The following is a 13,085-nucleotide window of genomic DNA, read 5'->3' on the forward strand; positions in this document are numbered from 1 at the left end:
TGCCCCCCTGTGTCTTACCATGCCCCATGCTCCATGCCCCATTCCCTAATCCCCAATCCCCAGTCCCTAATTTTTACAGGAGATTGCTTATGTCAATGGTTACTTTACCTGGATTAAAAGAACTAATTGAAAGTATTAGTCGGGAGCGCAATTTACCTCGTCTTGCAGTTCAATCAGCTATTAGAGAAGCGCTACTTAAAGGTTACGAACGTTATCGTCGCGCCCAAAATCTAGAACGCAAACAGTTTGACGAAGATTATTTTGATAATTTTGAAGTAGAACTGGATATAGAAGAAGAAGGATTTCGCGTTCTTTCTACTAAAATTATTGTTGAAAAAGAAAAACTCAGTAATACAGACCATCAAATTTCTCTAGATGAAGTTCAACTAGTAGCTCCAGAAGCACAGTTAGGCGACTCTGTGGTGCTGGATGTGACACCAGATCAAGGAGAATTTGGGCGCATGGCTGCTATGCAAACCAAGCAAGTACTAGCCCAAAAACTCCGGGATCAGCAGCGTCAAATGGTGCAAGAAGAGTTTCAAGATTTAGAAGGAACTGTTTTGCAAGCAAGAGTTTTACGGTTTGAACGTCAATCCGTAATTTTGGCAGTTAGCAGTGGCTTTGGTCAGCCAGAAGTAGAAGCAGAATTACCCAAACGCGAACAGCTACCAAACGATAATTATCGAGCAAACGCCACCTTTAAGGTATATCTCAAAAAAGTTTCCCAAGGTCAGCAACGAGGGCCGCAGTTACTAGTATCAAGAGCCGATGCTGGTTTAGTAGTTTATCTATTTGCCAATGAAGTCCCAGAAATCGAAGACGAAGTGGTACGGATTGTTGCCGTAGCAAGGGAGGCAAACCCCCCTTCCCGTTATGTAGGCCCCAGGACTAAAATAGCTGTAGATACTCTCGATCGCGATGTAGACCCAGTGGGTGCATGTATCGGAGCTAGGGGTTCGCGAATTCAAGTGGTAGTCAACGAATTACGGGGTGAAAAAATAGATGTAATTCGTTGGTCGCCAGACCCAGCAACATATATTGCCAACGCCCTGAGTCCAGCACGAGTGGATGAAGTCCGCCTCATGGATCCAGAAACTCGGCAAACTCACGTGCTAGTGGCTGAAGACCAACTGAGTTTGGCCATCGGCAAAGAAGGACAAAATGTCCGTTTGGCAGCGCGTTTGACAGGGTGGAAAATTGATATAAAAGACAAAGCTAAGTACGACCATGCCGGAGAAGATGCTAAATTTATAGCTTCTAGAGCTAAATATCAAGCAGAGCAAGAAGAGGATGATGTTGATTTTGAAGAATTAGACACCGAAAATCAAGACGAATTAGAAGAAGAATTAGATAATGATACTTTTGATGCTGAGGATGAAGAATAACTTATCAATCTTGTTAAATTTTGTTACTGTTGATTTAAGTCTCAATCTCAAAGATTTTTTGCAGCAAAACGAGTTGGTATAAGTAAAAAATAGTAATAGCGACCTTCTTTCTACACCCAAAATGCTGAACTGAGATCCTAACAAAACTAATGAAACCAAATTATCGGCGCTGTATTAGCTGCCGCAAACTAGGTTTAAAAGAAGAGTTTTGGCGGATTGTACGCGTCTTTCCATCTGGAAAGGTACAATTAGATCGAGGCATGGGGCGTTCTGCCTACATTTGTCCGCAAGCGAGTTGCCTACAAGCAGCTCAAAAGAAAAATCGACTAGGGCGATCGCTACACGCATCAGTGCCAGAAACACTGTACCAAAGCTTGTCGCAACGTCTAGCCAGCAATAATAGCCAAAATCAACAAATTTAATTAATTGGAACAACTTAGTAGCGTTATCAGCAGAGAAATTATGCAAAAGCCGAACTAATCGCACCTTTTTCATATCCTCTGTCGAATGCTAGGGTTAGTGCCAAAATAGTAAATGGGTGTAGAAAGCATTCGGCTCTTCCATTAAAAGAGGAGCGGGGTAACACTCCCAAAGCAAAATGTACTCGATTGTGTTGTGGAAGACTCAGAATCAGCAAAACAAAAAACTACAACTTCATGGCAACCTGGTAGCGCTCAGGCGCAGTTCGGCGTCAAGGGTGACCATAAAAATCTTTAAAAAATTTTTATGGGCATCTCTCAACCATCATTCCTGGTGGGGATGCCATTAAACCGAAACATCTCTCTTTCCTGATTGGAGGCACCGGCAAAATCACCAAGGGCAACCTAAAAACAGTAATCAAAGGATGGAGATGTCGCACTCCCAGGCAGCCATCCGCTAAAACTGTAAATTAAAGGGGAAGAGTGGATGAACAACGGCAAAGTTAGAATCTATGAATTATCAAAGGAATTGAATTTGGATAACAAAGAGCTATTAGCAATTTGCGACCAGCTCAACATCGCGGTCAAAAGCCATAGCAGCACGATTTCAGAATCCGAGGCAGAACAGATTCGTACTGCTGCACAAAAACTCGCAGCGACAAATGTGACGCCTAAAAAGGAACCAGGTACAACCAGCCATAAATCAAATTCACTACCAAACGGCGGACGTAACCGACCTGCTGCACCCCACAAACAGCAAATTTTGGAAATACGCAAACCGAAAATATTGAGAAATACTACCTCCAACGCCCCAGAGGCGTCAGTTGCTACCAATACCCAAGCTGCTTTGTCTGAAGCTAATCCTCCCTCACCTCCACGGCCTTTCGCTACACCAGTCTCACCCATGAAGCCGACGGCACCAATTCGACCCGTACCCCGGAATCAATCTGAGACCCCAGAGCAACCTCCTGTAAAAAACTTGGAACAAGCACCTAGTCCAAATCAGCCACAGGAAAAACCAGTTGCCCAAAAACCAGAAAAAGTAATTCCACCAAGACCGAAACCGGAAAAACCTCAAAAACCGCAATTAGTTGCCCCACCGGCAAGACCAGCAGCGGAACAACTACAGGTATCCGAGCCGCAAACTGCCACAGACAAACCGATTCTCAAACGGGAACGTCCGCGGACAGCAGAAGGCGATCGCGACCATCAAATTATTAAGCCAAAAGTCGCTAAGCTACCAGCAGACCAGGCCCCGTCGGCTGCACCACAAAAACAGCCTCGTCCCACCACTTCACCAGGCAAACCAGAGCCAAGAGGAAATCGACCATCAGCTCCATCACCAATAGGAGACGGGCAACGACCCCGGCCTGCACGTTCTGGGGAAGCTGTAGCAGCAGCAATGCCAATTGCTACTCCGCCAAGACATCTGTCAGCAATAGCAGCAAAAACTGAGGTATTGGGTGAGGAGCCAATTGCTCCGGAACTGCTCGATTTGAAGCGCCCAACTCCACCCCGGCTAGCCAAAGGTGGTAAAAAGTGGGTAGAAGAAGAAATCATCGATGAAGTTAAAGAAAAGGCCGGTAAAGCCGGCGTTAAAGGCAAACGAAACAAGCCAATACTTCTGGATGATGACGAATTTGAAGAGGATTTACTGGATGATGACGATTTAGACACACCAGCCACCATCCAAGTAAGTCTTTCTATTGTCCGTCCCCCAAAACCCAAATCGACCAAACCAGCACAAACCTCAGCGGCAGCCTTGGCCACCGCACCAACAGCAAAAACTAAAAAATCTACTTCCAACCGCGACCAAAACCGTCGCCAAGAAGTCGAAACCAAACGCGAACGTCCGGAAAAAGTCGTGGTCACAGGGCCAATGACTGTCCAAGAATTGGCTGACCTTTTAGTTGTTGCCGATACAGAGATTGTAAAAATCCTGTTCCTCAAAGGCATGGCAGTCAGTATCACCCAAAATCTAGATATTCCAACAATTACGTTGGTAGGAAAAGAACTAGAAATAGAAGTTGAAACCGCCGAACCAGAAGCAGAAGCTCGCAAGGTTACGGAAATGGTCAGCGCCGAAGACCTAGAAAATCTCCATCGGCGTCCGCCTGTGGTGACAATTATGGGTCACGTAGACCACGGTAAAACAACTCTGCTCGACTCAATTCGTAAAACCAAAGTCGCTGCTGGAGAAGCTGGCGGTATTACCCAACACATCGGCGCATACCACGTGGATGTGGTGCATGAGGATAAACCACAGCAGATAGTCTTCCTAGATACTCCAGGTCACGAAGCTTTTACAGCCATGCGGGCACGAGGAGCGCGGGTAACTGATATTGCTGTGTTAGTAGTAGCTGCCGATGACGGCGTTCGTCCCCAAACCATTGAAGCCATTAGCCACGCTCAAGCAGCAGAAGTACCAATTGTTGTTGCCATCAACAAAATTGACAAAGAAGCCGCACAGCCAGACCGGGTGAAACAAGAACTCACCCAATATGGTCTGACACCAGAGGAATGGGGCGGCGACACAATTATGGTACCGGTGAGTGCCATCAAAGGCGAAAACCTGGATACGCTCTTAGAAATGATCCTGTTGGTGGCAGAAGTAGCAGAACTATCTGCTAACCCAGACCGGGCAGCCAGAGGAACCGTTATTGAAGCACATCTGGATAAAGCCAAGGGAGCAGTTGCTACTTTGCTAATTCAGAATGGCACATTGCATGTAGGTGATATGCTTGTAGCCGGCTCCGCCTTTGGGAAAGTGCGGGCAATGGTGAACGACAGAGGTGCTAGAGTCGAAGCTGCCTCCCCATCCTTTGCGGTTGAGGTGTTGGGCTTGAGTGATGTCCCAGCAGCCGGCGACGAGTTCGAGGTCTTCGAGAACGAAAAAGAAGCCCGAAACCTAGCAAGCGATCGCGCCGACAAACAACGCCTATCCCGCTTGTTACAAGGACGCGTTACCCTCACTACCCTCTCAGCTCAAGCACAAGAAGGCGAGTTGAAAGAACTCAACTTGATCTTGAAGGGAGACGTACAAGGTTCCGTGGAAGCCATTGTGGGAGCGCTCAAGCAAATCCCCCAAAACGAAGTCCAAATTCGCATGTTATTGGCTACTGCTGGGGAAATTACCGAAACAGATATCGACTTAGCATCTGCTAGTAACGCTGTAATTATTGGCTTCAATACTACCTTCGCTAGTGGTGCAAGACAAGCCGCTGATGAAGCTGGTGTAGATGTCCGGGAATACAACGTCATCTACAAACTCTTGGAAGATATCCAAGATGCTTTGGAAGGTCTTCTTGAACCAGAGTTGGTGGAAGAACCCTTGGGTCAAACCGAAGTCCGTGCCGTCTTCCCAGTTGGCCGTGGTGCGGTTGCCGGTTGTTACGTTCAATCTGGCAAACTAATCCGCAACTGTAAAGTACGGGTACGACGTAGCGGAAAAGTGGTTTATGAAGGCGTGCTTGATTCCCTCAAACGGATGAAAGAAGATGCCCGCGAAGTCAACGCTGGTTATGAATGCGGTGTCGGCATCGATAAATTCAATGATTGGGTTGAAGGTGACATCATCGAAGCCTATCAAATGGTTACTAAGCGCCGTACTCTCACCTTAACCAGATAGTGCTGGGGGTAAAATGGTTAGAAGTAGGAGTTAGGAGTTGTGAGTTAAAAGCTCTTAACTCCTAACTCCTAACTTTTAACTCATAAATTTAATATATGGCTTCATTTCGCTCTGAACCAATTTTGTGGATTCATATCGCTGGATTAGCGACATTACCTATTTTTTCAATACTCTGCTTATTGTTCCTATCCGTAGGCGAACCTTTTTTGCCCGTCTGGATGGAATTATTTCTAGTAGCTGCCATTGGTGTTTTGCCACTGCTATGGATGCAGCTGCGTCGCCCCTTTTATATATTTGGTCTTTTGGGAATAGCCTTAAAACCAGAAAACTTGACTGAACGGCAGCGCAAAATTCTTTGTTTAACGAATACAAGGTTAAATCGGATCTTAACCCTAGTGACAGCAGTGTTGTCGATTTGGGCGTTGTGGCATATATATCAAATTGCCCCATCAGTAGCAAATACGGCTAAATTTTTACCACAATGGCGCAGCCTTGGTTTAATACTTGCTGCCTTAGCCTTTTTAGCCAGTAATCTATTTTTACAAATACCCGTTAGTGTCATGCGAGTTTTAGTGACTAATGACACAGAATTTGCGGCCATAGAACCGTTATCTTTAGACAAGATTAAACAAGATTTTACAATTTTAGGTGTGCGGGTTAATCAAATGTTGCCCCGATTGTTTGAATCTTTGCTCTCACAAAACAAAGATTCGCACCAGCCCCCAGAGTAAATATTATTTTCTTTGAAGAGGCTAGGAGCAGACGCGGGGAGTCAGGGATGAGGGAGACAAATTAATAGCCAATACCCAATGACGGCAGTTGCTCTACTTGGGGAGACCCCAAAACCGCACTGCCTCCCCCATGCCCAATTACTAATAACAGAGGAATGAGGAATTATGGCTCAAATTCCAGCTTATAGCGATCGCCAATTTTCTGCTGATAGTGAAATTTGGTATAGCCTCAAATGTGCTATCTCTAATAGTTCAGGTTTTCAACGCTGGCAACTAGAACGAGATGCTCAATTACAGGGACTCCGCTTAGAACAGCAAGTACAACGATATTTACGAGAAACTTTAGAAACTTTAGCTTATTAGATATCTAGTGAACTAAGTTAATCCGTGCTAAAAAAGTATAACCAACAAAAGTGGCTGTTGACTGTCAACTGTCAACGGTGAACAGCCTCGTTGAATCAATGTGCAAGTTCAATGCAAAACAATTTACTTATACCTTTCTGTTAGGTAGGTGTAACTTCGCAATTCATCTCATGCTCTCCTTCGGGTGATGTGTGAGATGAATTACTGTTTTAGGTAAAATTTTCTCAATTAAAGTATATAACTTATGTATAAGTTCTGTGATCTATCTCAGGAATTTAGCTGAATCAGTGCTAATCATTCGGTATAGTTTTGCATGGGTTTTATGCCAGCTGACAAGATTGCTAGCTTTAACCTTGTTCGACATACCGTAATTCAGCACATCACAGACTCAAAAATGAAACATCAGAGTTTTCAGACTGCTTCAGCAAAAAATTTTCGCTTTCTTTCTCGCAATTATTTGAGACACACTGTACGCATCACAGCCGGACTAACGGCTTTGTTAGTAGTCTCTGGTGGTTCAATAGTACTATCTGGTGAGGTAAATGCTGGTGCCACTCACTCACAAAATATCGCTCCAACTCTCACAGCCCAAGTTCCCACCACTGCAACAGTAATTTACGTTAATCCTACAACTGGTGCAGACACCGCTGGTGCTGGTACTACAGCCAACGCACCTTACAAAAGCATAACTTTTGCCCTTAGTCAGGCCCAACCAGGGACAACAATTCAACTTGCACCGGGAAATTATACCCAGGAAAGTGGAGAAACCTTTCCCATCTTGCTCAAACCAGGGGTGACACTCCAGGGTGATGAAGCTAGCAGAGGTCAGGGAATATTAATTTCAGGTGGAGGTTTTTACACCAGTCGCACCTTTGCCAGACAGGATATTACCATCCTTGCCGAGCAAAATACGACCATTACAGGAGTTACTGTTACCAACCCAAATCAACGGGGAACTGGTATTTGGGTGGAATCTACAAATCCCACCATCAAAAACAGTACCTTTATTAACAGCATCAGAGAGGGCGTTTTTGTCACTGGTACAGGCAACCCCAAAATCGAAAGTAACATTTTTGTACAAAATAAAGGCAACGGAGTTTCTGTTGCTAAATCTGCTCAAGGAGAAATTCGCAGTAACTTATTTCAAGATACTGGTTTTGGTATAGCGATCGGCGGCACTTCTACACCTTTAGTTGTAGAAAACCAAATCATTGAAAACCAAGACGGTCTTTTTATCTCAGAGTCAGCTAAACCCGTATTACGTAAGAATGTCATTCAAAACAATAAGCGGGATGGTGTTGTAGCAACTGTTAGCGCATTACCTGACCTTGGCACCAATGAAAATCCTGGTGGTAATCTGATTCGTAATAATGTTCGCTATGATGTCAACAATGCTACTAAAACTGGTACAATTCTCGCTGTTGGCAACGATATCGATCAAAAACGAATTGCTGGTTCAGTAGATTTTGTTGCCGCAGTTGTTGATGTACCTCCTGGAGGAGCTGTCGCCTTTAAAGATGTGCCAGCAAATTATTGGGCAAAAGTCTACATTGAAGCCTTAGCTTCCCAAAATATTATTGCTGGGTTTCCTGATGGCACCTTTAAACCCAATGAACCCGTAACCCGCGCTCAATTCGCTACTATTATCACTAAAGCTCTGACACCGCCAACCAAGCGCCCAGCTATTCAATTTAAAGACGTAGCAAGCAATTTTTGGGCTTACGCTGCTATTCAATCTGCTTATCAGAGTCAATTTGTTTCTGGTTATCCTGATGGTACTTTTAAACCACAGCAACAAATTCCAAGAGTGCAGGCCTTGGTTGCTTTAGCAAATGGTTTGGGCTTAACTGCTAACAATCAAAGTGTTATTTCGTTTTATACTGATGCGGCGCAAATTCCTGACTATGCCATCGCCCCTGTTGCTGCTGCAACTGTACGGCAATTAGTAATCAATTACCCGACTGCTAAACAACTCAATCCTAACCGTCAGGCGACTAGAGCCGAAGTTGCAGCCTTTGTTTACCAAGCACTCGTTAATACTGGACGCGCGCAACCAATTCCTTCATCGTATTTGGTAACTGTTCAATAAAATGTGCTGAAGCTTTGAGTATGTACCAATAGATTAATTGCAATGGCCAGACTAATAAATTATTGGTCTGGCCCTTGCAACATTGTAAATTTTATTAAATTTAAGATGCGATTTATAAAATTTGGGGTCTTCAAATATAAAAATTGACCCCATCTCAACCTGATTGAGTTTATAATCAGGGTCTTTATATATGCTGACCCCGTTTTAACGACTTTCAGTCTCTCAGAAATTTTTACTTTTTGAGCTTTTCTAATAATTTCTTTATTTTTTCTTTCCTGATATGTTAATTCTTATCAAAACATTGAAGAATATCAACATATGTAAAAATACAAATAAAAAAATTAACAATTTAAATTGATTCAGGAGTTATTATTTTTACCAGATTTACGGTTTTGTTGTCGGCGTTGTTCCCAACGCCAAAGAAAAACCATCAAGGTAACGATTCCTATTTGCAGAGCTAAGTTAGGCAAAGCGCTGTCAATATCGCGTCCAGCAAGGACTCGGAAAAAAAAGATGAACGCCCCAATTAAACCAGAAGCACCAAAAGCAATATAAAGAAATTGTCGCAACCCTCGATAAGGAGTTGCTATTTCTGCTTTCAGACGTGTGTATTGTTCGGGATTGAGGCGATTTTTGGGATTTGGATTTACCATCAGTGAATCATGCTATACTATTCGATTGTGTACGCCGATGTGGCTCAGTGGTAGAGCAGCTGATTCGTAATCAGCAGGCCACGGGTTCAAATCCCGTCATCGGCTTTTATCGAGTATTACTTGAATTCAGTTTGGCAGAAGGCTTTTAATAAATCAATACAATGAGCGATCGCTCCTAAATGAGCAATTTCATAACCGTGAGTATTTTGAGTAGGAAACGCTAAACAAGCAGCACGTCCAACATGTCCAAATTTCATGGCAATTGACGCATCACTGCCAAATCCACTCAGAGTTGTAAACTGAATTGGTACATCCAACTGCTTAGCGCATTGGCGTATTTGTGCATTTAATCCCTCATCATATATTCCATAAGCGTCTTGGGATAAAAGTACAGGAATTTCCCCATCTTTAACAGGATATTCCTCAGATAATGGACAAATTTCTAAAGCAATCAAGGCATCTAAAGGCTGATTTTGAGTAAAAAATAATGCCCCAATTGCCCCGACTTCTTCTTTTGCTGAAGCCACCAGATAAACATCGACAGCTGGCTGTTTTAGGCCTTCAGCTAAAGCTAGCAAAATCGCAACAGAGGCTTTGTTATCTAAAGTGTAACTGGCAATGTGATCCTTTAATCTAATTGGCAATTTGCGATGTTTGCCAATTACCATTCTCGTTCCAGGTCGAATTCCAGCGGCTTCTAGTTCGGCGGTAGTGCGTTTGGTTTCAATCCAGGCATTTTCCCACTTGACGCTAGTATCTTCCTGCTGGACTTTTTGCGGAGATTCGTGGGAAACGTGCCGAGAACCAAAGCTGAGAATTCCGCTGATGGTTTCATTGTCTCCCAGTAAATCTACCACGCCTTCGCCGTAAATCCACGGAAAAGAACCGCCGAGTTTGCGGACTTCAACACGACCTTCATCACCGAGAGTTTTGACTATTGCCCCAATTTCATCCTTATGGGCTGTAATAGCAATGGCTCGGTCTGGACTTTGTCCAGGGATTTTTGCAATAATGTTGTCGGCGCGATCGCACCAAACTTCTACACCAAGTGCTGTAAATCGTTGGATTAACAACTGATTAATTTCGGCTTCTGCACCACTAGGAGAATGATGCATCACCAACTCTGCAATAATTTGAAATAAGCGATCGTAATCCCACATCAATAATACTTCTTGTCAACTGTATGAGACGATTGTGCGCTAGAAACCAGATCCGCAGTCGTAAGTGCCGACCTTTTTTGCTGGCGCTTGAGTACTCCTACTGCACCGAAAGTACCAACTGCCAACAATGTCCCCACCTGTGTCGGAGGTTTCGGAACAGACTTAGCCTCAATCGCCGCCAGTGCAGTGTCCGCTATAATCTGATGAGCAACGGTGGTTGGGTGGTAATCGTCCCAGATGAGAAACTTGTTGTGGATGGGGTTACGTATATCTAGCTTTATGACAATCAATTTTAGCTGCTGGCCGGTGTCTTGGATCTGTTGCATGAAAAACAAAAATATTTTTCCTACCGACTTCTACCAAAGTATTTCACACCAAACCTAACAACTTTAACTTTGCTTTAATTTCAATGCATCAGCCGCCGAGACACCCTCACCCTGAGTTCCGAAGTACCACAAAGCTGTAGCAGCCTCAGCACGAGTTACTGGTTTTTTGGGTTGAAACAAAGTCGTATAGCCAAACACCCGCCGAATATTCGATTGTTCTCCATTTTGGAAATCAGCCAACACTGCTCTTAAAGCCTTAGAATCAATTCGGGCTACGTCTTGAAAACCCCAGGTTTGTTTGACAGCATCCAAGGTAGCAGAGGGTAAGCCTTGGCGAGTATCTAGGGGTAATTTCCACAGCAGTAACACCTCCCGTGTTAAGGGAGCATCAGGACGAAACAAAACAGCAACAGAATCTCCAGATAAAGGACTGGGAATTAACCCAGCCTCAGCTAGTCCCTGAATTGCTGGAAAATCAGGGTCTTTTGAGGATACATCACTAAAAGTTGGTTGAGTACTTTCTGGTGCCAAGCGAATTTGTTTAGCTGGATTGTTGGCATACATAGCATTATTAGCAGCAATTAGCCAACGAGCGTATTCGCGACGTGTAACAATTTTACCGGGTTCAAATTGGTTAGTTGTGGTAACAGAATTACTCTTAGTTGTCTTTGGTTCTAGGGACAAAACACCCAAAGCAGCTAAATCTTCAATGTGTTGTCGCCATTCTTGTGGTGCTTTATTGAGATCGTTGAATGTCTGTGGTTGGCGTGTGGCTGCGGGAGTTGTTTGGTTATTAGTGGTGGTTGATGGCTGTGATGCCGAGTTTGCTGGTTGTACAGGGCCGATAAACTGCGGATCTCCGGCTTGAGGAACGTTGTTGTTACTAGAAGTGTTGTTAGGATTTGCACTAGGAGTAGGTTGCGCTGTGGCAGTACTACTATTTGGTAGGTACTCAATCAATAATTCAGTGGCTGTTTGGGGTTGATTAGGTGTAGCGTTGGTAACTGATTGAGGCTGAATCGAAACTTTCAGTAGGGAATTATCACGGCGTGCTTCAAATACACCTACTCCATCATCTGTTGGCTGTTGCGAAATTTGCCAGTTATTTGTTTGTAACTGGCTGCGATAAAAACTAGCAATCAAGTTGCTAGGATCGGAACTCAACCAACGAGTTGAGACTTTGTTTTCTGAATCGTTAGCAGGTGTTACTTCCTGTAGTTTGGCATTGGAGTATAGTGGAATGTCTTTAGGGAAATCAGCTGGTAACTGGAGTGTTGAGTCCTTTGGCTGTGCTTGTGATTGGTTTGTCTGAGATTCTCCAAAGACAACCGGATTATTTTGCAGTTTAGGATCTGCTGCCAAAGACTCCTCCAGATTTTTGGCCACTGGAGTATTAGCACAGGCTGTTAACGAAGTTAATAAAACAGCCAAACTCAGAAATACAGCTGGACGTTTAGCAGGAAGCACAGGAAATCACAAATTGAGTTTCAGTTCCTACCCTAGCGCAAACTGTTTATGAAATGGCTACTGGTTATTGGAGAGAAATTTTCCCAGTTTCTCGCGCAGCGCTATTTAATGATGTCTCAGAAAATTAGTAAACGGTAGCAGAAGCTACCGTGTTGTCTTCGTTTTACAGCCATTAGGTTTTGATAATTCCCATGCTTATTTATAGATTTCCCTAAAATTCAGCGAAAGTAACATTTTTGAGAAAAAACATAAATAAACCCATAATTGACACTTAACAGCCGACACCATGAATCCTCTTGGCAACTGAACAATCTAGCAAACACAACCTTGAGGCTACGCCTAAATGCATTGATTTGGTGCGATCGCCAAGCAACTGAAGTGATAGACTATGAATAAAGCCCCCCTTAGCCTCATCAAAAGAGGGGAACCAATGAAATTGGCTAACGTTGGCTTAAATATGGATATCTGAAGATTATTCATCTGACGATGGTAAGCTGGATAATGAAATGTCCGAAGAATGCCAGTGTTGAGTAATTCCAGGAACTTAGCGTAAGTTTTTAGTTCTTGAGGTTAGGGCTTATGTAAAGCAGTTAACTGGTTTTGAATTTTTGATGGCAACACATTGCGAAACTACCACGCTACTGAGGATTTTGGATTTATTTCACTGACTAAAAGTCAGGTATGTAGCTTGCCAAAAAGCAGCATTGCCCAAAAATCTAAAATTCCTAGTCAAATGTCGCAGTGGTTTACGTCATATCTATCAATGATTCCTGACCAAGATTACTACCTGTTCTCTAGTCAGATTTTATTGGTAGCGCTACATAGTCGGCACACCGCACTATGAAACAAACACTATCTGCTCTA

The 13,085-nt window shown here is 43.7% G+C and carries 11 protein-coding genes and 1 tRNA gene; 8 read left to right on the forward strand and 4 right to left on the reverse strand.

Annotated elements, in window-relative coordinates:
* Window positions 1-89 precede the first annotated feature (89 nt).
* The 6 genes from nusA (at window position 90) to VF06_RS03145 (ending at window position 8,615) form a co-directional block, all read left to right on the forward strand.
* The gene (gene nusA, locus VF06_RS03115; RefSeq protein ID WP_180267236.1) at window positions 90-1,385 is read left to right on the forward strand and encodes a transcription termination factor NusA; all 1,296 of its coding nucleotides are present in this window, start codon (window positions 90-92) and stop codon (window positions 1,383-1,385) included.
* A 149-nt stretch (window positions 1,386-1,534) separates the two neighbouring features.
* Window positions 1,535-1,807 (forward strand): YlxR family protein, encoded by a 273-nt coding sequence (locus VF06_RS03120; protein ID WP_099069649.1) that lies wholly within the window; start codon window positions 1,535-1,537, stop codon window positions 1,805-1,807.
* Window positions 1,808-2,291: 484 nt separating this feature from the next.
* The gene (gene infB, locus VF06_RS03130) at window positions 2,292-5,432 is read left to right on the forward strand and encodes a translation initiation factor IF-2 (protein ID WP_099069650.1); all 3,141 of its coding nucleotides are present in this window, start codon (window positions 2,292-2,294) and stop codon (window positions 5,430-5,432) included.
* 95 nt (window positions 5,433-5,527) lie between these two features.
* Window positions 5,528-6,163 carry a low-complexity tail membrane protein gene (locus tag VF06_RS03135; RefSeq protein WP_099069651.1) on the forward strand — a complete coding sequence of 212 codons (636 nt, stop codon included), beginning with the start codon at window positions 5,528-5,530 and terminating at the stop codon, window positions 6,161-6,163.
* 165 nt (window positions 6,164-6,328) lie between these two features.
* Window positions 6,329-6,526, forward strand: a complete 198-nt coding sequence (locus VF06_RS03140) for a hypothetical protein (RefSeq protein ID WP_099069652.1) — start codon at window positions 6,329-6,331, stop codon at window positions 6,524-6,526.
* A gap of 394 nt (window positions 6,527-6,920) precedes the next feature.
* Entirely contained in the window at window positions 6,921-8,615 is a 1,695-nt protein-coding gene (locus VF06_RS03145) for a DUF1565 domain-containing protein (RefSeq protein WP_099069758.1), read from the forward strand.
* A 359-nt stretch (window positions 8,616-8,974) separates the two neighbouring features.
* Here the strand turns inward: VF06_RS03145 and VF06_RS03150 are convergent, their stop codons facing one another.
* Window positions 8,975-9,268, reverse strand: coding sequence for a DUF3493 domain-containing protein (locus VF06_RS03150; RefSeq protein WP_099069653.1), 294 nt, complete (start codon window positions 9,266-9,268; stop codon window positions 8,975-8,977).
* Between the two features lie 33 nt (window positions 9,269-9,301).
* Here VF06_RS03150 and VF06_RS03155 point away from each other — a divergent pair.
* A tRNA-Thr gene (locus VF06_RS03155) sits at window positions 9,302-9,373 on the forward strand.
* Between the two features lie 11 nt (window positions 9,374-9,384).
* Here the strand turns inward: VF06_RS03155 and VF06_RS03160 are convergent.
* The 3 genes from VF06_RS03160 to VF06_RS03170 form a co-directional block, all read right to left on the reverse strand.
* Entirely contained in the window at window positions 9,385-10,428 is a 1,044-nt protein-coding gene (locus tag VF06_RS03160; RefSeq protein ID WP_099069654.1) for a M42 family metallopeptidase, read from the reverse strand.
* Window positions 10,428-10,754 (reverse strand): hypothetical protein, encoded by a 327-nt coding sequence (locus VF06_RS03165; protein WP_099069655.1) that lies wholly within the window; start codon window positions 10,752-10,754, stop codon window positions 10,428-10,430. The genes VF06_RS03160 and VF06_RS03165 overlap by 1 nt, the downstream gene beginning before the upstream one ends.
* A 63-nt stretch (window positions 10,755-10,817) precedes the next feature.
* The gene (locus VF06_RS03170) at window positions 10,818-12,221 is read right to left on the reverse strand and encodes an S-layer homology domain-containing protein (RefSeq protein ID WP_099069656.1); all 1,404 of its coding nucleotides are present in this window, start codon (window positions 12,219-12,221) and stop codon (window positions 10,818-10,820) included.
* A gap of 264 nt (window positions 12,222-12,485) precedes the next feature.
* Between VF06_RS03170 and VF06_RS42330 the strand changes: the two genes are divergently transcribed.
* Window positions 12,486-12,617 carry a hypothetical protein gene (locus VF06_RS42330; RefSeq protein ID WP_257207457.1) on the forward strand — a complete coding sequence of 44 codons (132 nt, stop codon included), beginning with the start codon at window positions 12,486-12,488 and terminating at the stop codon, window positions 12,615-12,617.
* Window positions 12,618-13,085 lie beyond the last annotated feature (468 nt).

Origin of the sequence: Nostoc linckia z4 (genome assembly GCF_002608075.1) — a bacterium.
In the GTDB taxonomy this organism is placed as follows: domain Bacteria; phylum Cyanobacteriota; class Cyanobacteriia; order Cyanobacteriales; family Nostocaceae; genus Nostoc; species Nostoc linckia.